This window comes from Staphylococcus sp. HMSC055A09 (assembly GCF_001809655.1).
Classification (GTDB): domain Bacteria; phylum Bacillota; class Bacilli; order Staphylococcales; family Staphylococcaceae; genus Staphylococcus; species Staphylococcus capitis.
This window is the reverse complement of record NZ_KV798369.1, coordinates 565,699-591,897: the sequence shown is the minus strand read 5'-3', so window position 1 is coordinate 591,897 and position 26,199 is coordinate 565,699. Positions and strand designations below refer to the sequence as shown.

The following is a 26,199-nucleotide window of genomic DNA, read 5'->3' as shown; positions in this document are numbered from 1 at the left end:
TAGTATATCAAAATCGTTATAAATATAATACGTATAACTTCGTTTCTCAATAGTATATATTTTGATTAAAAATCGATAAAACTATCTTGTCACTTTTCTAAGCAAGTGATACGATTTTTACATCTGTGAAAGAGGAGGGATAGTCATGCCTAAGCAAAATTTAGACAGGCACATTAATTTTTTATTATTAATTGGAATCATGTTGGTAGCAGCAAATTTACGAGCACCCATTACCTCTGTTGGCGTGGCGTTACCTTCAATTAAAGATACATTACATACAACTAATAGTGCACTTAGTTTAATGACTGTAGTACCTTTAATAGCATTTGGAGTTGTATCATTTTTTGCGTCAAAAATAGGCAATACATTTGGATTAGAACGAACAATATTTGTAGCTTTAATCTTTATATTTATAGGTATTTTATTACGTTCAATAATTGGATTGAGTTGGCTTTATATTGGCACAACACTGATTGGTATAGGTATTGCGTTTGGCAATGTATTAGCACCAGCCATAGTCAAAACACGATTTCCCTTTCATATTGGTATCATGACAGGGCTATATACCGTAGTAATGAATGTAGTTGGAAGTTTAAGTTCTTCAGTCATAAGTCCGTTAACCTCTCGTTATAACTATGCAATTGCATTAGGACTAATGTCTATTATTACATTATTCACAATTATAATTTGGACTTTTCAACTGAAGCAACAACCACCTAAAGCTACCAACTCTGTTCATAGTCAAATCAACATTTGGAAGTCTCTATTGGCTTGGAGAGTAACCATTTTTATGGGAGCACAATCTCTGATCTTTTATACAATTATTAATTGGTTACCAGAATTACTCACGGATCATGGCATATCTATACAAACTTCAGGTATTTACGTATCAATATTACAAATCGCTATTATACCTTTAACTTTCATCACACCTATTGTTGCTACAAAAATGAAATCACAAGTACCCTTAACGTTATTAACGAGCGTTCTATTCATGATAGGTGTACTTTGTTTAATATTCGTTGATTACAAATATGTATGGTTAGGCATCATACTAATAGGTGTAGCAAGTGGTCTAGCATTTGGATTAGCTAACACATTATTTGTTGTACGTACCGAAAGTGGACAAACAGCAGCGAAATTGTCTGGGATGGCACAGTCTATTGGTTACTTATTAGCTGCTATTGGCCCATTCTTATTTGGAATTTTCCACGATATCACGCATAACTGGACACTTTCACTAAGTGTGCTATTAGTTACTTCACTACTCATTCTTCTATTCGGAACGAAAGCAGGTAGTCAAACAACTATTGAACAAACGAAAGCGAAATAAATACAGAATATTACAAAATGAGCCCCTTTCAAAAGTTGAAAGGGGCTCATTTTGTATTTTATTATTAGTCATCGTAGCCAACATCTTTATCGGCAACAATTTTATTATCAACACGTACAGTGTATCCCGCAGTTTTACCTTTTTCTATTTTTAAAGGTATGCTTATTGTTTTATCCTTAGTAATTTTAAAAGTTTGAGATGCGGAATTTCCAGAGTTATCTTTGTCTCTTATAAAGACTTCTACTGTTTGGCTTTTACCTTTACTACCTGAGTAGGGCACTTTAACTGTTTCAGACGTTGATTTCACATCGCTATCATCACTGTCATCATCGTCCTCACCTGACTTGCCTTTTGAAACTGTTAAATTAATTATAGAACCTTCATCTACAGATTTATTTTTAGGTGATTGAGATATAATATTTCCTTTTTTAACTTTATCATCATTTTCTTGAGTAGCTTGTACTTTAAATCCTTTAGATTCCAACTCTTTTTTGGCTGATGAATAAGATTTATTTTCAAAATCACTCACATAAACTTGACGCACACCTAGTGACTCATAGATTTTAATGTGATGATCATTTAGAGCAACTTCACTATTTGCTTCAACACTTTGTTCTGAAATTAAACCTTTGTCTACTGAGTGACTATAAGCTTGTTCAACATCAATATCTTTTAAACCTAAATTTTTCAGCTTTTTAACTGCTTCATCTTTAGGCAGTCCTACAAGATTTGGCATTTTTACTTTTTGAGGACCTTTAGAAAGAATAATATCAATCGCTTCTCCTTCTTCTACCCGTTCACCGCTATTGGGTTCAGATTTGATGATTTGGTTTTCAGGATATTTATCACTATATTTCCTAGATATGTCACCCATGGTCAAATGATGATCCTTTAATATTTGCTCTGCTTCTTTTTCAGTTTTTCCTGATAAATCTGGCATTTCCTCATACTTACTACCAAAAACACCCATACCTATAAAACCAACTAATCCCGCTAACAATAACGCAAATATTAAAGATAGGACAGTGATTTTCATCTTAGAGTGTTTCTTTTTAGGTGGTGATGAATAGCGACCTTCTAACGATTGAAATTCTTGCTGACGTACAGGTTCGTTAACAATAGGGATTTGCATTGTTTTATTTAAATCATCATCGTTATGAGTATCATTTATCTTTTTATTGAGTTCATCTTTAGTGAGCGGAACTGTTTTAGTTTTATCTAGTTCATATTTTTCCTCGTTCGCACGGTTCTCATGTAAAGCACTCGTTAAGTCATCACACATTTCTTGAACGGTATGATAACGATTATGTTTATCTTTTTCAGTAGCGCGTAGCACAACATTACTTAACGCTTGTGGTACTTCTTCGCGTTTATCAGTAGTAATATTTGGTATTGAATCTTGAATATGCTTAATGGCAATACTAACAGCAGTTTCTCCATTAAACGGAGGTTCACCTACTAACATTTCATATAGCACTATACCAATAGAGTAAATATCTGTACCTTCATCAGTTGATTCACCTTTTGCCTGTTCTGGTGAAAGATATTGTACTGTTCCGAGCACGTGATTCGTCTGTGTTAAGGATGTTTCACTTAGCGCTTTAGCTATACCAAAATCAAAGATTTTCAATGTTTTGTTTTTATCTATTAATACATTTTGTGGTTTAATGTCACGATGCACAATTCTCATATCATGTGCGTGTTTGATACCACTTAAAATTTGCTCGGTAAATTTTATTGCTGTTTCTACACTTAGAGGACCATGACTATGTATATATTCAGCTAATGTAGGGCCTTCAATATATTCCATTACTAGGTAGAAACATTCGTCTTCTTCATCTACATCAATCATACTCACTATATTTTCATGTGATAGCTGAGAAGAATTATGTACCTCTCGTTCAAAGCGTTTTAAGGTTTCTTCCTTTTCACGAGGTGGAATAGAAATAGCTTTTATTGCGACTTTACGATTAAGTATTGTATCTTCTGCTAAATATACAATACTCATTCCTCCGCCACCAAGTTTATCAATTACTTTGTAGCGTTCATTAACCATCTTTCCTATCATACTTTGTCACCTTCTATCGATGACAGTATGAAACTTACATTATCTTTGGAGTCATGGGACATCGCTAAACGCATTAGACGTTCACAATGTGATTCAATTGTGTCATCTTGATTAAGCTCCTCCTGGATTTCGTAATCTCTAACATAATCTGTTAATCCATCTGTATTTAATAACAAGAAGTCATAAAAGTTAGTTCTTTTAACAAATAAATCAGGTGACACGCGTTTGTCAGTTCCCATAACTTTAGTGATGATATTTCTTTGTGGATGATTAAAAGCTTCTTCTTTAGAAATTTGACCAGTGACAACGAGATGATTAACAAAAGAATGATCACTTGTAATTTGCTCTATTTGTCTTTGATTAATAACATAAGCGCGAGAATCTCCAACATTAGCTACCACAACTTGCTTGTCATAAACAATAGCGCACACGAGTGTTGTACCCATACCATGATAATCTGGATTTTCTTGAGCATAGTTATACAAATGAAAGTTGATATCTTTAATGTTTGAACGCAACCATGATTCAGCCTGATGGATTTCAATGAGGTTTTCATCTTCAAAACGTTTTTGAAGTTCATACGTAACGAATTGACTAGCTACTTCACCGGCTTTATGACCACCCATGCCATCGCATAAAACTAACAATTGTTGCTGAGTTTGGTTATAAAAAATACCGCCAGCGTCTTCATTCTTTTCTCTGTGTTGACCAGTATCCGTGAAAAATTGTGCGTTTAACATATGTCTTTACCTCGTTTCTACTTGTCGTTCCTTTGCTCTTAATTGACCACACGCTGCATCAATGTCTGATCCTTGTTCACGTCTTATTGTAGCATTGATTCCTAATCTCTTTAATTCTTTTTCAAATTTAAAAATATCATCCTTTGGAGTTTTCACATAATTACGTTCAGGTACATGATTGACTGGAATTAGATTAACATGGCAATTTAAATTTTTAATTAGATGTGCTAAATCTCTTGCATGTTCTAGTTGGTCATTCACTCCACCGAATAAACCATATTCAAATGTAACACGTCGATTAGTTTGTTCCTGATAATATTTAATTGCTTCCATTAATTTCTCAACATTATAAGCTCGGTTAATCGGCATTAAACGAGAACGAATTTCGTCTTTAGCACCATGTAGACTAACTGCAAAATTGATTTGGATGTCTTCTTCAGCGAAATCATAAATTCTAGGAATTATACCAGAAGTGGACACTGTAATATGACGTGCCCCAATATTTAAGCTGTTATCATCGTTAACGATTCTTAAGAAATCCATCATTTCATCATAATTTTCAAAAGGTTCACCAATGCCCATGATTACGATTTGAGAGACGCGTTCATCTGTTTCATCTAAAGCTTTTTGAACTGTTAGTACTTGAGATACTATTTCGCCCGCTTCTAAGTTTCGCTTTAAGCCACCTAAAGTTGAAGCACAGAATGTACAACCGATACGACAACCCACTTGTGTTGTGACACAAACTGAATTACCGTATTCATGTCTCATCAATACAGTTTCAATTGTATAACCATCTTGTAATTCAAATAAAAATTTAATCGTTCCGTCTTTACTTTCTTGTTTAACTACTGTTGTCAACGTAGTCATCGCAAAATTATCTTTTAAAACTTGACGTAAATCTTTAGAGAGATTCATCATTTCATCAATACTATCCACTCTTTTTTGATATAACCATTCAAAAATTTGTTTAGCTCTAAATTTTTGTTGCCCATGATCAATCAACCACTGCTGCATTTCATCGTAACGCAAAGAATAAATCGATTGTTTATCAAAATTAGGTAAGAACTTATTCTTTTTCTTTTTTTCTGCAGTAATCATTCTTAACTTTCCTTTCTTTTAATTTGAGTTATAAAGAATCCATCAGAGTCAAAATCTTGTGGTAATATCTGTAATGTCTTAACTTGCTTTCCAGTAACAGGGTGTTGGAAAGGCTCAAATTCAAACTCTTCGTTTTGTTTTAAAAATGTATAAATTACATTCTCATTTTCCATCTGTTCTATTGTACATGTTGAATACGTAATTGTACCACCAGGTTTAATATTATGTTTAATATTCTCTAATATTTGTAGTTGTAAATCAACAAGTGATTGAATACTATCTTGAGACTGAGTATATTTTATTTCAGGTTTATGTCTTAACACACCTAAACCACTACAAGGTGCATCGACTAAAATTTTATCGTACAGCCCATCATAAGGTTCAGTTGCATCATGTTGGAACGCATGAATATTATCTAGCTTTAATTTTTTAATATTATGCTTAATAAGATCAATTTTATGGGAATGTATATCTGTAGCATCAATTTGCCCTTCTGGAGATAATATTTCCGCCATATGACAAGCCTTTCCTCCAGGAGCACTACAAGCATCTAATACTTTATCATCTCTACCTAACTTCATGATATGAGCTACCATCATCGAACTCTTATCTTGAATGGAGACATAACCATCTTTAAACGCTCTTGAATTTACAATAGTTTGCCCACTTACATGCAAACAAAAAGGTAAAATATCATCTTTTTCAACATTGAATCCTTCATTTTCCAATTTATTAATAATGTCATCTACAGAACCACGTGAAATATTCGCTCTAACTGTTGTCTTGACAGGAGCTAATAATGACTGAGCAATTTCTTCCGTCGTCACAAGACCATAATGCGTAACCCAATGATTAACTAACCATTTAGGTAAACTATACTCTAAAGCAATTCGTTTCTTATCATCTTTTATTTCTTGAAAATGAGGCAATTCACTTCTCATCATTGAACGTAAAATACCGTTGACGATATTACCATTATGATGGCCACCTCTTTGCTTAGCAATATCAACTGCTTCATTAATAATCGCATGATCGGGAACTTTGTCGAGATAAACATATTGATAAATACTCATCCATAAAAGCTGGCGTACCCACCCTTTTATTTTAGTTTTAACAAAAGGTTTTAGAATATAATCCAATGTATATTTTCGTTTAATTGTTCCATAAACAAGCTCAGTAAATAAATTCCGATCAACATCAGCGATGATATTGGAAGATAAAACTTCATTAATTTTTAAATTACTATATGCGCCTTCATTTAATATATGTTGGATAGTTTCGAATGCATGGGCTCTTACAGAATTCATCATATCAATTGCTTCCCTACAAGTGACTCTTGAACGCCACTAAGATAATTAGCTACTAACATACGTTTTTTTCCAGCAAGTTGCATTTCCGTTAATGCAATAGCATCATTAGAACCTGTTCCAATAATGATAGCTTTTTTAGTCGTTTCAATGATTTTACCAGGATCACCATTCTTACCTGAGATAATGTGAGATGAATATAATTTAAGATTTTTGTCATCCATAGTGGTATATGCTACTGGCCATGGAGATAAGCCACGTATGTGATTATGAATATCTTGAGCGCTTTGATTCCAATTAATTCGTTCATCTTCTCTACTAATGTTAGAAGCAAATGTCGCTTCTGAGTCATCTTGAGGGATGCTGTCATTCGTTTCATTAATAATAGAAGGAAGTGTATCTTTGAGTAAATCCGCACCAAGGAAACTTAATTTATCATGCATTGTACCTACATTATCATCTTCCTCAATATTAATTGCTTTCTGAGAAATGATATTACCAGCGTCTAATTTTTTCACCATATACATTATCGTTATACCTGTCTTTTCTTCACCATCTATAATTGCTTGGTGAATGGGTGCTCCACCACGATATTTAGGTAGTAATGAAGCATGTACATTAATCGCTCCTAAACGTGGTGCGTTAAGTAGAGACTCAGGTAGTAACTGGCCAAATGCAGCGGTAACAATTAAATCAGCATCTAACGTTAATAATTCTTCAAGTTCTTCTGAATCTTTAAGTTTTTCAGGCTGATAAACATCAATGTTATGTTCAAGCGCTACTTTTTTAACTGGTGGTGGTGTCATGACTTTTTTACGACCAACTGGACGATCGGGTTGTGTCACTACTGCAATCACGTCATGTTCTGCAATTAACATTTCTAGTACTTTAGTTGAAAAGTCAGGTGTTCCCATAAATATAATTTTACTCATTTTCAAAATATGCCTCCACTTCATCTTCATTTAAAATACGATTCGCTTTATCTGTAAAAAGGATACCATTTAAATGATCTACCATATGTAATATCATTCGAGCTACATCATCATAAGCAGTCAATTCAACTTGATTTCCATTTACATCATTGCATTGTAAAACAATCATTTTACTTCTAGTTACTTCACCAAAAACATTAGGTAAAGAAACTGAACCTTCAAGGTCTGTAATTTCCTCATCAGAATAACTTTTTATGACTGGGTTGATTAATTGAAGAAGCCCTTCAAGTTCCATATCGATTAATGCAACACGTTGATTCACACCAATTTGTGGTGCACTAATTGCAGCAGCCTCTTCTTCATATAGAGTATCTTCCAAATCTTTTAACAATGATTTTAACTGGTCATCATATTGATTCACGATCTTGCTTTCTTTTTTTAGTAACGGATGTGTAGACTTAACCAATTTCTTTACTGTCATGCTAACGGCTCCTCATTAAAATTCATCATATCATTATAACTTACTTAAATTGAAATTGCGACCTTTCTTGAAAGTGTGATTAATTATTTAAATTTCTTGCAACTTTAGTCTGAATTTGATTAAAGAGAAAGTAAAATAATTGATTTTATATTGTGACCTAATAAAATACTAAGTAAGGTAAGTTTAATAATAACTTAAATTTCTGACCGGAGGTGACCATCATGGAAGTAAATAAAGTGATATATATTTTATTAGCTGTTTTTCTAGGGAGCTTCGGCATCCATAAATTTTACGCTGGTAAGTCATTCCAGGGTATTATGCATCTTTTATTCTGTTGGACAGCCATTCCTCATATTTTAGCTATTATCAGTGCCATTTTAACTCTATTCAGACCAGCTGATGAAAATGGTAATGTTACAATGTAAATTTAGAAGTTTATAGCTGTTTCTAATATATATTTTAAAAAAGGCAATTTCTGTAAAGTTAATACAGAAATTGCCTTTTTATATTTATCTTGTTAGTACACGTTTTTATTATTACATCATCATTTGTGGGTTAATATCAATTTTAAGTGCTAATTTTTCTTTTACATACTGGTCATGATAGTAATCATCTAAATATTGAAGTGCCTGATGTAATTGTGGTTCACTTTTATACTTTACTAATATTTGAAAACGGTATTCATTATTTATTCTAGATAATGCTGCAGGAGATGGGCCTAATACTAAAGCTTTCTCACTTAAATGTTGCAATAATATTTGGTGAATGTGTTTTGACGCTTCCATCACTTTTTTCATATCTCTATGAGAAATTGTAAAATTGATTAAGAAATAATAAGGTGGGTATTTACCTAGTTTACGAAAGTTCATTTCTTTTTGATAAAACGTGAGGTAATCGTTAAGTTTCACATCTTCAATAGCATAATGTTCCGGATTATATGTTTGTATGATGACCTGACCCTCTTTTTCATGGCGCCCAGCACGACCGGAAACTTGAGTCAATAATTGATACGTTCGTTCACTTGCCCGAAAATCAGGCAAATTAAGCATGGTGTCTGCATTCAACACTCCGACTAATGTGATATTAGGATAATCTAAACCTTTTGCAATCATTTGTGTACCTAAGAGGATATCCCCTTTACCCGCTTCAAAGTCATTTAATAATCTTTCATGTGCACCTTTCTTAGAAGTTGTATCTACATCCATTCGTATAATTCTTGATTCTGGAAATTCTTGATATAATAATTCCTCTACACGTTGTGTTCCTGTACCTACTTGTCTAATATGATCACTTTCACAATTTGGGCATAAATTAGGTGGTGTTTCTTGATAACCACAATAATGACATTTTAGTTGATCACTCGTTTTGTGATATGTCAATGAAATATCACAGTTAGGGCATTGCGGAACGTACCCACAATCTCTACATAACATAAATGAAGCATATCCTCTTCTATTTAAGAAAAGTACGATTTGTTCTTTTTTATTTAAGCGTTGTTGTATAGCTTCTTTAAGCGCATTGGAGAACATAGAACGATTCCCTTCGCTTAATTCTTCACGCATGTCTACAATATCAATATGAGGTAGTGCTTGTTGATTCACTCTATTTGGTAATGATAATAATTCGTAAACATCTTTCTCCGCTCTTGCATATGTTTCTAAACTTGGTGTCGCACTTCCGAGTATGACAGGGCAATGATGATATTGACTACGCCACTGTGCAATATCTCTCGCATGATATCTTGGATAATCTTCTTGTTTATATGTAGATTCATGTTCTTCATCAATAATAATAATTCCTAAATTTTTAAAAGGTGCAAACACACTCGAACGTGCACCAACACTTACACGTGCACGCCCGTCACGGATTTTTTGCCATTCATCATAACGTTCACCATTAGATAATCCTGAGTGAAGTACAGCAACATCATCTCCAAAACGACGTTTAAATCGTAAAACCATTTGAGGCGTAAGTGCAATTTCTGGTACAAGCATCATCGCCTCTTTACCTTTGTTTAAAACTGCTTCTATGGTTTGTAGGTAAACTTCAGTTTTACCTGAACCTGTTACACCATGTAGTAAAAATGTTCTAGATTCATCATGATCAATTTTATTTTTAACAGCTTCATAAGCAAGTTGTTGATCAGTGGTAAGTTGACGTTTATCTTCTTGTTCAAATATACGATTCGCAAATGGATCACGGTTAACCTCAGCATCATATTTTTCAACGTAGCCCTTTTTAATTAGAGAATCTAAGCTAGACTTAGAGAACCCAATATCTTCTATCTCTTTTAAAAATATGGTACGATGCGATTCTTCTAATAAGAAAGCGTATAAATCATATTGTTTCGCATACTTTTCAAGTCGAGCTAGAACATCATCACCATTGAATTCTTCTTTTATAGCAATTGCTCTTTGTGTTTTCTTCTTAATATTTTGAGATAATAAAGTGACTTCTTGTACCAATCCCTCTATCATTAGAGAAAGCATGTCGTCTAAATCATTATTATGTTGCGCGTCTTTGTATAAATAATGACCATCTTTATTAAATTTCTTCAAAATTGTTTCAGATAAATCATTTCCCTTAATTATTTCAAAAGCTTTATTATATTTTGCTTTTATTGCACTTGGCAACATTGCTTCAAGTACAGATATACGTTTGGTGACATGATAATGACTCATCCATTCGCTTAATTGAACAAGCTCTGTAGTTAGCTCTGGTTGAATATCTTGAACTTCTTTAATAGCTTTAAGCTTGGAGATGTTAACATCTTCATCTGGCTTATCTTGAATATCCATCACGTAACCTTGAATAGTACGAGGCCCAAATGGAACAATTACACGCACACCAACCTGAACTACACTTTCTAAATGAGTTGGCACAATATAATCAAATTTAAAATCAACACTCTTGGATGGTATATCAACAATTACTTTTGCAATCATCATTGCCACCTAGTTTCTAATTCATCTAAAATTTGTTTAGCTAATTCTACTTTTTTACCCTTCTTTATACTAACCACATCTTTATTCTTAAAATGCATCATCAATTCATTATCATCAGAACTAAATCCTATAGATTGGTCACCTACATTATTCGAGATAATGACATCAGCATTCTTACGCGCTAATTTATCTTGCGCATATGCTTCAATATTTTGAGTTTCTGCAGCGAAGCCTACTAAGTATTGATGTTTTTTGTTATCACCTAAATACTTTAAGATGTCAGTAGTACGCTTGAAGGTAACAGATAAATCCCCTTCACGTTTCTTCATCTTATGTTCAAGCACTTCTGAGGGTGTATAGTCTGAAACAGCCGCTGCTTTAAAAACAATATCTTGTGTATCATATCTTTCTTTTACGGCATTAAACATATCCTCTGCACTTTGAACATGTATCACGTTTATACCCGTAGGATCAGTTAACTGCGTAGGGCCAGTTATGAGTGTTACTTCAGCTCCTTTATCTCTAAGAGCCTCAGCTATTGCAAAACCCATTTTACCTGAAGAACGATTTGTAACATATCTCACCGGATCAATCACTTCAACCGTAGGACCTGCAGTAACTAAAGCTCTCTTTCCTGAAAATGAACTATCAGACGAAACTTTATCATTGTTGAAAAATTGGTTAATCACGGACACAATTTGCAATGGTTCTTCCATTCGGCCTTTTGCTACATAACCACAAGCTAAATAGCCATCTCCTGGTTCAATGAATTGATAGCCATCTCCTCTGAGAACTTCAATATTATGTTGAGTACGAGGATTCTCATACATGTGCACATTCATTGCTGGTGCAACAAACTTCGGTGTTTCAGTAGCAAGTAATGTTGATGTAATAATGTCGTCAGCGATGCCAACACTTAACTTCGCAATTGTATTAGCTGTAGCTGGCGCTATAATAATTGCATCTGCCCAGTCACCTAATGACACGTGTTGAATTTCTTCTGGTGTTTCTTCTTTAAAAGTATTGGTATAAACTGGATTTCTGCTAATTGCTTGAAATGAAAGTGGTGTGACAAACTCTTGTGCATGGTTAGAAAGCATTACCCTCACTTCATAACCCGCTTGTGTTAGCTTACTCGTTAAATCTATCGCTTTATATGCTGCAATGCCACCAGTTACAGCTAATAAAATGTGTTTCATTATATAATCTCCTTGATACTTTACTTAAAATATTCATTTAAAAGGTTTAAATGTTTAAGTTCTATGCTTAATTAGAGCATGATACCTGTTCTTCAAATTTAATTTTATTATACACAAATAAGTTTAATAATTAAAAAAACACACCTTAATTCATTACGGATCACACGTCTCTAATATGTGTCCTTAATAAGGTGTGTCAAAATTATAGATTAAAGTAAAAATATTAACCTAAGTATTCTTCAGGAATGACTGGTTCAATTTTACCATCAGCAATTTCTTCTAAAGCTCTACCAACTGGTTTAGCTGAATGATAATTTTCAATAAGTGCTGTTTCATGTTTTTCGTCTAACTCGCGCGCTCTTTTCGCGGCAGTAGTTGCGATAAGATATTTAGAATTAATTTTTGCAGTAAGTTGGTTTAACGGTGGATTTAACATTATTTTTTTGCCTCCAATAACATTTTTCTATATTTAGCTTCGATGCGCTCTCTTTTTAAATGTTCAGCTTCTACTATAGACTGAATTCGATTTTTAGCAAGTTCAACTTCATCATTTACGACTACATAGTCATATAGATTCATCATTTCAACTTCTTTACGTGCTTCGTTAACACGACTTTGAATTTTCTCATCTGATTCAGTGCCTCTGCCAACTAAACGCTCTCTTAAGTCGTCAAGACTTGGTGGCGCAAGGAAGATAAACAATGCATCAGGAAATTTTTTTCTTACTTGTTTTGCGCCTTCAACTTCTATTTCCAAGAAAACATCGTAACCTTGATCCATAGTATCTTTAACATATTGAACTGGCGTACCATAATAATTGCCTACATATTCCGCATATTCAATAAATTGATCGTCCTTAATTAACTCTTCAAACTGCTCTTTCGTTTTGAAAAAGTAATCTACACCATCTACTTCACCTTCGCGCATGTTACGAGTAGTCATTGATATAGAGTACTTATATGAAGTAGTGGGATCATCAAAAATCTGTTTTCTAACAGTTCCTTTGCCAACACCAGAAGGACCTGAAAGAACAATTAGCAATCCTTTTTCATTATCCATGCCTTACGACCTCTCTAAGCTATTCTTCTATTATTTAAATATAATATCATACCAAACTAAAGAATGTATAGGAGTACTTTTATCATATTGATAAATAGTACTCCTTAATGCATTAACTTCAGTTAATGTATTCCTTAATCTAGTAAAAAACTATTTAGTGACTCTTAATGCATTAACTTTAGTTAATGTAATCCATTAATTCTCATATTGATAAATAGTACGCCTTAATGCCTTCATAAAAATTAAATTATTTTACTTCTATTATTCACCATTTTATATTTTATAAAACTAAAACAATGACCGTATAAACAACGCATGTTAAAATATGATGAATGAAAATTTTTAAGGTGGCAGATAAATATGGCATATGATGGCTTATTCACTAAAAAGATGGTTGAATCACTTCAAAGTTTAGTTTCAGGCCGTATTCATAAAATCAATCAACCGGAAAACGATACTATTATTATGGTAGTACGACAAAATCGCAAAAATCATCAATTACTATTATCAATTCACCCTAGCTTTTCAAGGTTACAAATTACTGATAAAAAATATGATAACCCATTTAATCCACCTATGTTCGCACGTGTCTTTCGTAAGCATTTAGAAGGTGGCTTTATAGAAAATATACGCCAAATTGGCAATGACCGTCGCGTTGAAATTGATATAAAAAGTAAAGATGAAATCGGCGACACAATGCATCGTACAATTATATTAGAAATTATGGGTAAACACAGTAACCTTATTCTTGTAGATGAAAATCGTAAAATTATTGAAGGATTTAAGCATTTAACACCAAATACTAACCAATATCGTACGGTAATGCCTGGGTTTGAATATGAAGCTCCTCCAAGCCAAAATAAGTTAAATCCTTACGAAATTTCTGGACAAGAGGCTCTAAAATATATTGATTTTAATTCAGGTAAAATTTCTAAACAATTATTAAATTCATTTGAAGGGTTTAGCCCACTTATTACAAATGAAATAGTTAGTCGCCGACAATTTATGACGCAAGATACGCTACCTGAAGCATATGATGAAGTTATGGCTGAAACTCAATTATCTCCGACCCCTGTTTTTCATAAAAATCATGAGACAGGCAAGGAAGATTTTTATTTTATGAAATTAAATCAGTTTTATGATGATGTAGTAGAATATGATTCACTTAACGATTTACTCGATCGTTATTATGATGCTCGAGGAGAGCGAGAACGTGTTAAACAACGTGCAAATGATTTAGTAAGATTTGTACAACAACAGTTGCAAAAACAACAAAATAAATTAAGTAAGTTAATTGATGAATATGAGAGTGCTAAGGATAAAGAAACTCAACAACTTTATGGTGAATTAATCACTGCAAACATTTACAGAATTAAACAAGGTGATGAATCGGTAACAGCACTAAATTATTATACTGGTGAAGAGGTAACCATTCCGCTCAATCCAACCAAATCACCTTCAGTAAATGCTCAATACTACTATAAGCAGTATAATCGTCTAAAAACACGAGAACATGAATTAGATCATCAAATACAATTAACGAAAGAAAACATTGATTACTTTTCAAATATTGAACAACAATTAGAACATATTACTGTTGACGATATAGATGATATTCGTGACGAATTAGCTGACCAAGGTTTCATGAAACAGCGTAAAAATACTAAAAAGAAAAAGAATGCGCAAATTCAACTACAAACGTATCGCTCAAGTGACGGAGATACGATCTTAGTCGGTAAAAATAATAAGCAGAATGACTACTTAACAAATAAAAAAGCACAAAAATCTCATATATGGTTCCATACTAAAGATATACCAGGTTCTCATGTCGTTATCTTAAATGATAGTCCTAGTGATGAAACAATTAAAGAGGCTGCAATGTTAGCTGGTTACTTCTCTAAAGCAGGAAATTCTGGTCAAATTCCAGTGGATTATACAGAAATTAGAAATGTTCACAAACCTTCAGGTGCAAAACCTGGCTTTGTGACATATGATAATCAAAAAACATTATATGCAACACCTGACTATGATAAAATTCAACAAATGAAAGAATCTTAATAAAAAACTCCGTACGATAACCTTGATAAGTTACCGTACGGAGTTTTTAATATATTTTATTCTTATTCTGGTAAAGCGAGTTGGAAACTCACGCCAAACTTGTCTTGCACCCATGCAAATTCTCTAAAAGGTGGCATTTCAGTTTTAGGCATTAGAATAGCGCCTTCTTTTTTCAAACCACTAAATAAACGTTCCATTTCCATAGCATCCTTAACAGTGACATATAATGACATGGCAGGGTTCATAGGTAATTCTTCACCATTATTAGCATCAATTGCCATAAATACTTGACCATTTAAAGTAAAGATAGAGTGTTGTACTGATCCTGGAGTACCAGGGCCGTCTTCATCATATTTAACCATCGTCAATATTTCACTATCCTCGAATAAACTTGTATATAACTTAATTGCTTCTTCAGCTTGGTCGTTAAACATAAGAAATGTTGTTATTTTAGGTATTTCCACTTTATATCTCCCCTAGTTTTAAAAATTTAATTACTTTACCAATTTAAGTATCTCGTATATTATTTTAACATGATAACTCTTATATTGTAGAATATCGTGATACAGATGAAAAAAACTATGTCTTCGTTTATTTGATGATTTATAAGATCGCTTACCCTAATCTTATTCTCACATAACAATATGAATATAATATTTTATATATAGGGAGGTTTACGGAAGATGTTAATTCACTACGGTTTACCCATTTTAATATTATTAATTGTTTTACTAATCGGTTGGTTGCTCACTAAAGTATTTATACGCTAATGAGAAAGAGCCAAAGTCTTGAAATTCCAAGTACTTTGGCTCTTAAAATTTTCATATTTAATTTTCGTCTATAATTGACCTTTATGACGTAAACTTTCTTTAGCTCTTTTAAATATATCACCAGAATGTGTAAACGCATTATCATTTACTGATTCTGAGAAATCTCGAACACTTTCGTCAATACTTTTTAAGTTTTTTGGGGTTCTATAATCATCTTGTCTTTTTAGAAAATCATTACAATGCTTCATCGTAATATAAAGATGATTATTTTCATCTCTTTGAGTCATTCACTTTCCCCCTTTATAAACTTATCTTATGACAAGTTGTCTCTCCAATCAACTAAAGTCTGAATATCATCTTCAGAAATTTTTCCTTCTTCCCTCGCAACTTCAATTAATTCATTATAATTACTTAAAGTATAAAACGGAATTCCTGCTTTGTGGAATGTATCATCTGCTTTTTTCAGTCCATACGTGAAAATTGCTACCACACCAAGTACATCAGCACCAGCCTCTTTTAAAGCTTCTACAGCTGTTACTGAAGAACCACCAGTAGAGATCAAATCTTCAACAACTACAACTTTTTTACCTTCGCTTTTAGCGCCTTCAATTTGATTCTGTTTACCATGGCTTTTACTTTTAGAACGAACATAGTTCATTGGTAGTTCCATCTTTTCAGAAATATAAGCAGCATGAGGAATACCTGCAGTTGCAGTACCAGACACAATTTCTACCTCTGAAAAATGTTCATCTATTAAGCGTGCTAAACCATCTCTAATAGCATTACGCACTAACGGGTAACCTAGAGTGACACGATTATCACAATAGATTGGAGATTTAATCCCAGAACTCCAAGTATATAAATCATTCGGAGACAAGGAGACTGCCTCAATATCTAATAAAGCTTTTGCAATTTCTTTAGCCATTAACCTAACCAACTTTCTTTGATATTTTGATAGCTCTCTACAGGACGATCACTTTGTGTTATAGGTCTCCCGACTACTATATGTGTAGATCCTAAAGTTTGTGCTTCTTCGGGAGTAGTAATACGTTGTTGATCATTTTGAGCCGCGCCCTTAGGTCTAATTCCGGGAGTGACTTTCATAAATTCAGGACCTAATTCTCGAGAAATTAACTCAGCTTCAAGTGGTGAGCACACCACTCCGTCTAAACCAGCTTTATGAGCAAGGCGAGCATAATTCAGTACCGCTTCATCAATAGTCGTATGAATATTTTGCTCTTCATGCAACTGTTGTTCAGTAGTAGAGGTAAGTTGCGTTACTGCAATAATTTTAGTATTTGGATTAATTTTACTTAAACCTTTTTTAGCCTCTTCCATCATTTTCACACCGCCAGCTGCGTGAACATTAACTAAATCTACATCTAATCGCGCTAATCCTTCCATAGCTTTACTTACAGTATTAGGGATATCATGCAATTTTAAATCTAAAAAGATATCATGGCCTCTCTTTTTTAGAGATTGAATAAGTCCAGGACCTGTTTGGTAAAACAATTCCATACCAACCTTGACACACAATGGTTCATTAAATTGATCTAAAAAGGTATTTACTTCTTCTGCAGATTTAAAATCTAATGCAATGATTGGTAAATTTCTCATTTAAATACTCCTTCAATCATTCATTCTTTGTATTACATATTTCTCATCGTGAAAGTCATACTTTCAATTACGTTAGTCAATGCACTTGCAGTATCAAGTGATGTCAGACATGGTACACCATTTTCAACAGTTGTACGGCGGATTTGGAATCCATCACGTTCAACCTCTTTACCTTTCGTCATCGTATTAATAACGATTTGTACTTCACCATTTTGAATACGAGTAAGTAAATCATCTTCGCCACCGATTTTACCTACAACTTCAACAGGTATTTGATTGTCTTCAAGTTTTTTAGCTGTACCTTTTGTTGCTAAAATTTTATAGCCAACTTCATTTAAGCGATGTGCTATTTTCACGATTTCATCTTTATCTTTATCACTTACTGTCATTAATACTGTTCCGTGATCTTTTACTTCTACACCGCTACCTGTAAGTCCTTTGTAAAGCGCCTTTTCAAGAGTAAGATCTTTACCCATAACTTCTCCAGTTGACTTCATTTCAGGTCCAAGCGTAATGTCTACGTTCTTCAATTTATTAAAGCTAAATACAGGAGCTTTAACGAAGACGCCCTCAGAGTATGGTTGAATTCCTTGATGATAACCTAAATCAGCTAATTTATGTCCCATAATAGAACGCATAGCAAGTTGTGCCATTTGAATGTCAGTAATTTTACTTAAGAATGGAACCGTTCGACTTGAACGTGGATTAACTTCTAACACATAAACACCATCATGAGCGATGACAAATTGTATGTTGATTAAGCCAATAATATTTAATCCTTTAGCTAATTTAATTGTATAATCTTCGAGCGTATCAATCTCTTCTTTAGTTAACGTTTGTGGTGGATATACTGCAATTGAGTCACCACTATGCACACCAGCACGTTCAATATGTTCCATAATACCAGGAATAATCACTGTATCTCCGTCACAGATAGCATCTACTTCGATTTCTTTACCTGTTAAATAACGGTCAACAAGTACTGGATGTTCTGGACTTGCTTTAACTGCTTGTGTCATATAGTTTTCTAATTCTTGGTCATTATCTACAATTTCCATAGCACGGCCACCTAATACGTAAGATGGTCGAACAACAACTGGATAACCAATTTCACGCGCATTTTCGAGTGCCTCTTTAGGAGATGTAGATGTTTTACCTTGAGGTTGTGGCACTTCAATCTGACGTAGTAACGCCTCAAATTCTTTTCTATCTTCAGCGCGATTTAGATCTTCTAAAGAAGTTCCCATGATTTGAACACCATGTTTAGCAAGTTTGTCAGCTAAATTGATGGCAGTTTGTCCACCAAATTGAACAACAACACCTTTAGGTTGTTCTAAATTGATGATATTCATTACATCTTCTTCAGTTAATGGTTCAAAGTATAATTTATCTGATATTGAGAAGTCAGTAGATACAGTTTCAGGATTATTGTTTACAATAATAGCTTCGTAGCCTGCATCTTGAATTGCCCATACAGCATGTACAGTAGCATAATCGAATTCTACACCTTGACCAATGCGAATAGGACCTGAACCTAATACGAGAATTTTCTCTTTATCCGTTACAACAGATTCATTTTCAGATTCATACGTTCCATAATAATAAGGCGTTGTCGATTCAAATTCTGCTGCACATGTATCAACCATTTTATATACAGGTTTAATATCATTTTTCACTCGTAATTGGTAAACATCGTCTTCATTCATATCCCAACGATGAGCGATTACTTTATCGCTAAAGCCATAATCTTTAGCATATTTAAGATATTCCAAATCACCTTGATGTTCTTTTAATTCGTGTTCAATGTTGATGATGTTTTGGAATTTATTTAGGAAGAAATAATCAATTTTCGTCATTTTATGGATTTCTTCTAAAGTTGTACCTCGGCGAATAGCTTCTCCAATAAAGAATAGTCGTTCATCATCTTGGTGACCAATACGTTCTTTAATGTAGTCTAAATCAAAGCTCTCCCCATTTGGTAAACCTAAGTGATGCACACCATACTCAAGTGAACGAATCGCTTTAAGTAATGATTCTTCGTATGTACGTCCAATTGCCATGACTTCTCCAGTTGCTTTCATTTGTGTACCTAGTTCACGTTCACCTTTTTCAAATTTATCAAATGGGAAACGAGGAATTTTAGAAATAACATAGTCCAATGTTGGTTCAAAAGCTGCATAAGATGTTCCAGTAATAGGATTTAACATTTCATCTAAAGTTAAACCTACTGCAATTTTCGCTGCTAATTTAGCAATTGGATAACCTGTAGCTTTAGAAGCTAAAGCTGATGAACGAGACACTCGAGGATTCACTTCAATAATGTAATAATTGAGAGAATGTGGATCTAGGGCTAGTTGTACATTACAGCCACCTTCAATACCTAATGCTCTAATTACTTTTAATGACACATCACGTAACATTTGGTATTCAACATCTGACAACGTTTGACTTGGAGCTACGACAATGGAATCCCCTGTATGTATACCAACTGGATCGATATTTTCCATGTTACAAACAACAATGGCATTATCATTTTTATCACGCATGACTTCGTATTCAATTTCTTTATAACCTGCTATTGATTTTTCGATTAAACACTGTGTAGCTGGACTGTAATGTAATCCATTACTTACAACTTCTTTTAAATCGTCATCGTTGTAGCAGATTCCACCACCAGTACCGCCCATAGTGAAGGCTGGTCGAACGATGAGTGGATAACCCACTTGTTCTTTAAATTCAAAGGCTTGTTCTACAGTATTAACAATGTCACTTTCAGGTACAGGGACATTTAAATCATTCATTAATGTTCTAAACATTTCTCGGTCTTCAGCTTGTTGAATAGATTCAAGCTCAGTTCCTAAAAGTTTCACATTATTCGCAGCAAGTACGCCACTATCGTGGAGTTGAATTGCCATATTTAAACCAGTTTGTCCACCTAGAGTAGGTAACAATGCATCTGGTTGCTCTTTACGAATAATACGAGCAATAAAATCATGAGTTAGCGGCTCAATATAGACTTTATCAGCAATTTCTTTATCAGTCATTATTGTCGCAGGGTTAGAGTTAACTAAGATGACTCTATATCCCTCTTCTTTAAGAGCAAGACATGCTTGCGTACCTGCATAATCAAATTCTGCAGCCTGACCTATAATAATTGGTCCTGAACCTACTACTAAAATTGTTTGAATATCGTCGCGTTTAGGCATTAAAATGACGCTCCTTTTCTTTGAACTCATTCATCATCGTTATAAACTCATCGAATAAATAGTTTGAATCGCTTGGGCCCGGTCTTGCTTCAGGATGATATTGTACTGAGAAAGCAGGTAATTGTTTATGTCTCAAACCTTCAACTGTCCCATCATTAAGCGCAATATGTGTCACCTCTAAATCAGTATTTTCAAGTGAATCACGATCAATAGCATAGCCATGATTTTGACTAGTGATGTCTACTTTACCTGTTCTTAAATCCTTAACAGGATGATTAGCACCACGATGACCGAACTTCATTTTGAAAGAAGTGGCACCTTGTGATAAAGCAAAAAGTTGATGTCCTAAGCATATTCCGAAGAATGGTATTTTACCTAAGATACCTTTGATCATTTCGATAGCAACTTCAACTTCATCTGGGTCTCCAGGACCGTTAGATAACATCACTCCATCTGGTGACATGCCTAAAATTTCTTCTGCTGTTGTATTGTATGGTACAACTGTTACATTACAACCACGTGTATTTAGTTCACGAACAATGTTTTGTTTCTTACCAAAGTCGAGTAAAACCACACTTAAATCTGAACCTGTTGATACGTATGGTGTTTTAGTAGAGACTGTTTGAACTTCATCTCTTGGTAATTCAGCAGTTTTTAAATGTTCTACAAGCGCTTGAATGTCATCTTTATTATCTGTAAATCCAGCTCTCAATACACCGTGTTGGCGAATCTTACGTGTGATACTTCTTGTATCCACGCCAGAAATACCTGGAATATGATATTGAACAAGTACTTCGTGTAATGTTTTTTGGTGTCTAAAGTTACTAGGATGTGTGCTTGCCTCTTTCACTACTACACCATTCAATGTCGGTGTCAATGATTCAAAGTCATCACGGTTAATACCATAATTCCCAATTAATGGGTAAGTAAATGTAATGATTTGACCTGTATATGAGGGGTCAGAAATAGTTTCCTGATACCCCGTCATTGCAGTATTAAATACGATTTCGCCTATTGAAAGATCATCTGAACCTAAGCGATATCCTTCATAATAAGAGCCATCTTCCAGTACAAGATAACGTTTTTCAAGCATCTATTTTTCCTCCTCAAATACTACTTCGCCTTTAACCATTGTTAAAATCGGGTTACCATAAACTTTTTCACCGATAAATGGTGTATTGTCCGCTTTAGATAAGAAGTCTTCACTTCTGATTTCTTTATCATTATTTAAATCTATAATTGTTAAATCAGCATAACTATCTTTATGCAATTTACCATAGTTTAAATTAAAGATTGTTGCAGGTTTAATAGTGAAATAATCCACTAACTGTTGAAGTGACCAATTACCTCTTCTTACAAAGTGAGTGTATAATAATGGGAAAGCTGTCTCACTACCCACGATACCAAACGGTGCTTGAGTCATTGGTTGATCTTTTTCTTCTTTTGCATGTGGCGCATGGTCAGTTGCGATACAATCAATCGTTCCATCTAATAAACCTTCTAATAATGCTTCTCTATCTTCTTTACTTCTTAATGGTGGGTTCATTTTATAGTTTGCATCATCGCCTGGTACATCATTTTCAGTTAAAAGTAAGTGATGTGGAGTTACTTCTGCAGTGACGTGAATGCCAGCTTTCTTAGCATCTCTAATCACACGTACACTTTCTTTAGTAGAAACGTGACATACATGATAATGACATCCTGTAGCTTCAGCTAATAAGACATCTCTAGCGATCTGCACTGATTCAGCAATGTTTGGTATACCTGGAATACCAAGTTCTTCACTACGTTTACCTTTATGCATTGCGCCACCATAAATCAAGCTATTATCTTCGCAATGTGCTACGATTGGTTTTTTAACGCGTGCTGCTTGTTTCATAGCCGCATACATCATACTAGCTTGTTGAACACCTACACCGTCATCTGTAAATGCGAATACCCCTTCTAGTGCTAACTCTTTGAAATCAACAAGTTCTTTTCCAGCTTGTCTTTTAGTAATAGATGCATAAGGTAACACACGTACTTTAGCTGTTTCTGAAATTCTTTGCCTTAATTCTCTAACATGTTCAACTGAATCTGGAACTGGTCTTGTATTAGGCATTGGGCATACAGTAGTGAATCCCCCTCTTGCAGCTGCTTTTGTACCAGTTTCAATTGTTTCTTTATGTTCCCCACCTGGCTCACGTAAATGCACGTGAACGTCAACAAATCCTGGTGCGATTAAATTTCCTTTAGCATCGATAACTTCAATATTAGGAGATGAAGAATTGATTTTACTACTAATTGTTTTAATACGTTTACCATCAATTAAAATCTCAGTATCTTTTAAAATTCCGTTTCTTAAGATTTTTCCATTTTTGATTAATTTCATTTTAAAATAACCCCTTCCTATTTTAAAAGCGCGCTTATAACTGCCATTCTTAAATACATCCCATTTTCCATTTGTTTGAAAATACGTGATTTGGGTGCTTCTACTAAATCACTTTTAATTTCGACTCCTCGATTGACTGGAGCAGGATGCATGACAATGGCTTCATCTTTTAATTTATCATATCTTGACTGAGTTAACCCATATTGTTGATGATATTCCTCTGCCGCAAAATTAGCTTCACCAGCAATGCCGTGTCTTTCGTGTTGAACTCTTAACAACATCACAATATCGACTTGATCAATCACATCATCTATATTAACGTATGGCGCCTCTAATGTCTCATCTACCCATTCTTCAGGACTAGAGAACATGACATTTGCACCTAATGCTCTTAAACTATGATAATTACTTCTGGCTACTCGAGAGTTTTTAATGTCACCGCAAATTAACACATTCAACCCATCAAATGACCCGTACTCTTCGTAAATAGTCATTATATCTAGCAAACTTTGCGTAGGATGTTGACCACTTCCATCTCCTGCGTTTGCTATAGGTATATTAATGTTTTCTAATTCCTCGTAATAAGCATTTTGAGAGTGACGAATGACTAATAAATTAACTCCAATACTTTCTAATGTTTTACAAGTATCATATAACGACTCGCCTTTTTTAACTGAAGAGGTACTCGTTTCAAAACTCACTTGTTTTAATCCTAATTTGAGTTCAGCTACTTCAAAACTACACTTTGTTCTTGTTGAATTTTCAAAGAATAAGTTCGTTACATACGTATCATTAAACTGCGGTAAAGCTCTTTCACCTGATTTATACTGGCTTGCAGTTGTAACTAAATCATATATTTCATCCGTTGATAGATGTTCCATAGATAATAAATTTTTCATATAGCGACCTCCTAATGGATTAAATTTTAATTTTCTTCTTTTTTATCTTTTGGCAAAATTAAATTTAAAATAATTCCAGAAAGTGCGGATAATGCCATACCTTCAATTTGTAAATTAATTCCAATACCTTTTAAATTGATAAGTAAATTACCAATACCTACTACAAGTATTACTGATGCAATGACTAAGTTACGGTTACTTGAAAAATCTACATTGCTTTCAACTATCATACGCAATCCACTAGCAGCAATAATACCAAATAATAGTATCGAAACACCGCCCATGACAGGAGTAGGTATCGATGAAATTAACGCAGTAAATTTACCTATGAAAGCTAGAATGATAGCGATAACTGCTGCTCCACCAATGACGTAAATACTATATATTTTAGTAATCGCTAGTACGCCTATATTTTCACCATAGGTTGTACTTGGAGGCCCACCGATAATACTCGCAAACATTGTAGATACCCCATCTCCAATAATTGATTTATCCAATCCTGGATCTTTAAAGAAATTACGGCCTACTATTTTATTGATAACCATTTGATGACCGATGTGTTCACTTACTGTGACGAATACAACGGGTATCATGACTAATACCAATCCTAAATGGAATGATGGTGTGTAATCTTTGAATGGTAAATATATATGTGGAAAATCTAACCATTTGGCGTGGGCAATAGGTCCAAATTTTACTAAGCCCATGAAAATAGAAACAATATAACCAACTACAATACCAATTAATACAGGTATCAGTGATAAAAATCCTTTAAAGAAACCTTGTACTACGATTGTGACTATGAGTGTAATTAGAGCTACAAGTAAATAACTTAAGTTATAACCTTTCATATCTGAAGAATTCTCATACATGGCCATATTAACGGCTGTAGGTGCCAAACTTAATCCGATAACCATAATAACTGGTCCTACTACAACTGGTGGTAGTAAATGCATTAGCCAACCAGTTCCACTTAATCTAATAAGTAAACCTATAATGACGTACATCAACCCACTCATAAACAGAGCCACTAACATGTCTCCTAAGCTATGGGTACTTAGACCAGTAATAATCGGTGTGATAAAGGCGAAACTTGAACCTAAATAAGCAGGTATTTTAGCCTTTGTGATTAATATGTAAATAAGTGTTCCAATACCTGAAGCAAGTAATGCTGCTGATATTGGTAAATGTGTTAAAAATGGTACAAGGACGGTTGAGCCAAACATTGCAAATAAATGTTGCAAACTTAAGAATGCCCATTGTGCTGGTTTAGGTTTGTCTCTAACATCAAGCACTGGCTTCACAGTGCGCTCAAACATTTGTTCATTTTCCATGTCATTCATTTCCTTTCATAAAAAAAATCTCTTTACATCAGCGAATGCAAAGAGACTAATTGAAATGTAGTCGAATAAGGTTTTACACCTCAAAGATTACATTTCTAACGAAGTATTACATTAAGCAATAGTAAAGGTATGATAAATCTTAAAGATTTACATCATCGCTTTATCATTCGTCTATGGCTTAATTTGTTTACTCCACCTTTTTCAGTCTCTCGTACTGCTTTAAAAGGGATATTATTTTATTATGACTGCGTTCTGATGATCAATTTCATTTAAATAAACTGAAACGGATTCATCACGCGCAGTTGGTATGTTTTTTCCAACAAAGTCTGCTCGGATAGGAAGTTCACGATGGCCTCTATCAACAAGTGTTGCAAGTCCAATTTTAACAGGTCGTGAGTGTAGCAATATAGCGTCTAATGAAGCTCTTACTGTACGACCAGTATATAAAACATCGTCAACGATAATCACCACTTTATCAGTAATGTCAACATCGATATCAAATGCTTTGATGTCTGATTGCTGGGTGACATTATCAATATCATCACGGAAATGTGTAATATCAATTGTGCCGGTTGGTACATTGCACTGCTCAATAGAATGAATCTTTTCTTGTATACGATTCGCTAAAAATGCACCTCGTGTCTTAATTCCTAAAAGCACTAAATTGTCAGTGCCTTTGTTATATTCCAAAATCTCATGTGCAATTCGAGTGATTGTACGCTGTATCGCGGCTTCATCTAAAATGATTCGTTCAGACATCGTTTCACCTC

At 34.0% G+C, this 26,199-nt stretch carries 23 protein-coding genes; 3 read left to right on the top strand and 20 right to left on the bottom strand.

The genetic code is table 11. The annotated features are described in order from the left end of the window. Positions 1 to 145 precede the first annotated feature (145 nt). Positions 146 to 1,333: a CynX/NimT family MFS transporter gene (locus HMPREF2642_RS08410; protein ID WP_030065324.1), complete on the top strand. Its 1,188-nt coding sequence runs from the start codon at positions 146 to 148 to the stop codon at positions 1,331 to 1,333. A 64-nt stretch (positions 1,334 to 1,397) separates the two neighbouring features. On the opposite strand, the gene pknB is transcribed toward HMPREF2642_RS08410, so the two are convergent. From pknB to HMPREF2642_RS08380, 6 genes are read right to left on the bottom strand one after another with little or no spacing between them, the layout of a single operon-like run. Further along, positions 1,398 to 3,401: a Stk1 family PASTA domain-containing Ser/Thr kinase gene (gene pknB / locus HMPREF2642_RS08405; RefSeq protein ID WP_030065322.1), complete on the bottom strand. Its 2,004-nt coding sequence runs from the start codon at positions 3,399 to 3,401 to the stop codon at positions 1,398 to 1,400. Then, positions 3,398 to 4,141, bottom strand: coding sequence for a Stp1/IreP family PP2C-type Ser/Thr phosphatase (locus HMPREF2642_RS08400; protein WP_002435155.1), 744 nt, complete (start codon positions 4,139 to 4,141; stop codon positions 3,398 to 3,400). The genes pknB and HMPREF2642_RS08400 overlap by 4 nt, the downstream gene beginning before the upstream one ends. 6 nt (positions 4,142 to 4,147) lie before the next feature. After that, positions 4,148 to 5,242, bottom strand: a complete 1,095-nt coding sequence (gene rlmN / locus HMPREF2642_RS08395; protein ID WP_030065318.1) for a dual-specificity RNA methyltransferase RlmN — start codon at positions 5,240 to 5,242, stop codon at positions 4,148 to 4,150. Between the two features lie 2 nt (positions 5,243 to 5,244). Then, positions 5,245 to 6,552: a 16S rRNA (cytosine(967)-C(5))-methyltransferase RsmB gene (gene rsmB, locus HMPREF2642_RS08390; protein ID WP_049428512.1), complete on the bottom strand. Its 1,308-nt coding sequence runs from the start codon at positions 6,550 to 6,552 to the stop codon at positions 5,245 to 5,247. Next, positions 6,549 to 7,481 (bottom strand): methionyl-tRNA formyltransferase, encoded by a 933-nt coding sequence (gene fmt / locus HMPREF2642_RS08385; RefSeq protein ID WP_030065314.1) that lies wholly within the window; start codon positions 7,479 to 7,481, stop codon positions 6,549 to 6,551. The genes rsmB and fmt overlap by 4 nt, the downstream gene beginning before the upstream one ends. Next, on the bottom strand, positions 7,474 to 7,962 hold the full coding sequence (locus HMPREF2642_RS08380) for a peptide deformylase (protein ID WP_030065312.1): 489 nt from the start codon (positions 7,960 to 7,962) through the stop codon (positions 7,474 to 7,476). Before HMPREF2642_RS08380 ends, fmt begins: the two co-directional genes overlap by 8 nt. 221 nt (positions 7,963 to 8,183) lie before the next feature. On the opposite strand from HMPREF2642_RS08380, the gene HMPREF2642_RS08375 reads away from it, so the two are divergent. Next, a complete protein-coding gene (locus HMPREF2642_RS08375; protein WP_002435184.1) occupies positions 8,184 to 8,387 on the top strand; it encodes a TM2 domain-containing protein in 204 nt (67 codons plus the stop codon). Positions 8,388 to 8,498: 111 nt separating this feature from the next. Here HMPREF2642_RS08375 and priA read toward each other — a convergent pair whose 3' ends face one another. The 4 genes from priA to gmk all read right to left on the bottom strand — a co-directional run bounded on the left by priA (position 8,499) and on the right by gmk (position 13,165). Then, positions 8,499 to 10,907: a primosomal protein N' gene (priA, locus tag HMPREF2642_RS08370; protein WP_030065310.1), complete on the bottom strand. Its 2,409-nt coding sequence runs from the start codon at positions 10,905 to 10,907 to the stop codon at positions 8,499 to 8,501. After that, positions 10,907 to 12,106 carry a bifunctional phosphopantothenoylcysteine decarboxylase/phosphopantothenate--cysteine ligase CoaBC gene (gene coaBC / locus HMPREF2642_RS08365; RefSeq protein ID WP_030065308.1) on the bottom strand — a complete coding sequence of 400 codons (1,200 nt, stop codon included), beginning with the start codon at positions 12,104 to 12,106 and terminating at the stop codon, positions 10,907 to 10,909. Before coaBC ends, priA begins: the two co-directional genes overlap by 1 nt. A gap of 223 nt (positions 12,107 to 12,329) precedes the next feature. After that, complete coding sequence (gene rpoZ / locus HMPREF2642_RS08360; RefSeq protein ID WP_002435135.1) at positions 12,330 to 12,542, bottom strand: DNA-directed RNA polymerase subunit omega; 213 nt, start codon at positions 12,540 to 12,542, stop codon at positions 12,330 to 12,332. Then, a complete protein-coding gene (gene gmk / locus HMPREF2642_RS08355) occupies positions 12,542 to 13,165 on the bottom strand; it encodes a guanylate kinase (RefSeq protein ID WP_002435146.1) in 624 nt (207 codons plus the stop codon). The genes rpoZ and gmk overlap by 1 nt, the downstream gene beginning before the upstream one ends. Positions 13,166 to 13,525: 360 nt before the next feature. Here gmk and HMPREF2642_RS08350 point away from each other — a divergent pair, with 360 nt between their 5' ends. Then, entirely contained in the window at positions 13,526 to 15,223 is a 1,698-nt protein-coding gene (locus HMPREF2642_RS08350; protein ID WP_002435182.1) for an Rqc2 family fibronectin-binding protein, read from the top strand. A gap of 62 nt (positions 15,224 to 15,285) precedes the next feature. Here HMPREF2642_RS08350 and HMPREF2642_RS08345 read toward each other — a convergent pair whose 3' ends face one another. From HMPREF2642_RS08345 to pyrR, 10 genes are all read right to left on the bottom strand, one after another. Continuing rightward, positions 15,286 to 15,687, bottom strand: a complete 402-nt coding sequence (locus HMPREF2642_RS08345) for a VOC family protein (RefSeq protein ID WP_002435165.1) — start codon at positions 15,685 to 15,687, stop codon at positions 15,286 to 15,288. 374 nt (positions 15,688 to 16,061) lie between these two features. After that, the gene (locus HMPREF2642_RS08340) at positions 16,062 to 16,280 is read right to left on the bottom strand and encodes a hypothetical protein (RefSeq protein ID WP_030065305.1); all 219 of its coding nucleotides are present in this window, start codon (positions 16,278 to 16,280) and stop codon (positions 16,062 to 16,064) included. 26 nt (positions 16,281 to 16,306) lie between these two features. Further along, a complete protein-coding gene (gene pyrE, locus HMPREF2642_RS08335; protein WP_030065303.1) occupies positions 16,307 to 16,918 on the bottom strand; it encodes an orotate phosphoribosyltransferase in 612 nt (203 codons plus the stop codon). Further along, positions 16,918 to 17,610: an orotidine-5'-phosphate decarboxylase gene (gene pyrF, locus HMPREF2642_RS08330; RefSeq protein WP_002435242.1), complete on the bottom strand. Its 693-nt coding sequence runs from the start codon at positions 17,608 to 17,610 to the stop codon at positions 16,918 to 16,920. Before pyrF ends, pyrE begins: the two co-directional genes overlap by 1 nt. A gap of 32 nt (positions 17,611 to 17,642) precedes the next feature. Continuing rightward, positions 17,643 to 20,816, bottom strand: coding sequence for a carbamoyl-phosphate synthase large subunit (gene carB / locus HMPREF2642_RS08325; RefSeq protein WP_030065301.1), 3,174 nt, complete (start codon positions 20,814 to 20,816; stop codon positions 17,643 to 17,645). Continuing rightward, positions 20,809 to 21,909, bottom strand: a complete 1,101-nt coding sequence (locus tag HMPREF2642_RS08320) for a carbamoyl phosphate synthase small subunit (protein WP_002435087.1) — start codon at positions 21,907 to 21,909, stop codon at positions 20,809 to 20,811. Before HMPREF2642_RS08320 ends, carB begins: the two co-directional genes overlap by 8 nt. After that, entirely contained in the window at positions 21,910 to 23,187 is a 1,278-nt protein-coding gene (locus HMPREF2642_RS08315) for a dihydroorotase (RefSeq protein WP_002435237.1), read from the bottom strand. Between the two features lie 17 nt (positions 23,188 to 23,204). Continuing rightward, complete coding sequence (locus HMPREF2642_RS08310) at positions 23,205 to 24,086, bottom strand: aspartate carbamoyltransferase catalytic subunit (protein WP_002435230.1); 882 nt, start codon at positions 24,084 to 24,086, stop codon at positions 23,205 to 23,207. A gap of 26 nt (positions 24,087 to 24,112) precedes the next feature. Then, positions 24,113 to 25,420, bottom strand: coding sequence for a uracil-xanthine permease family protein (locus tag HMPREF2642_RS08305; protein WP_002435254.1), 1,308 nt, complete (start codon positions 25,418 to 25,420; stop codon positions 24,113 to 24,115). A gap of 240 nt (positions 25,421 to 25,660) precedes the next feature. After that, complete coding sequence (gene pyrR, locus HMPREF2642_RS08300; protein WP_002435073.1) at positions 25,661 to 26,188, bottom strand: bifunctional pyr operon transcriptional regulator/uracil phosphoribosyltransferase PyrR; 528 nt, start codon at positions 26,186 to 26,188, stop codon at positions 25,661 to 25,663. Positions 26,189 to 26,199 lie beyond the last annotated feature (11 nt).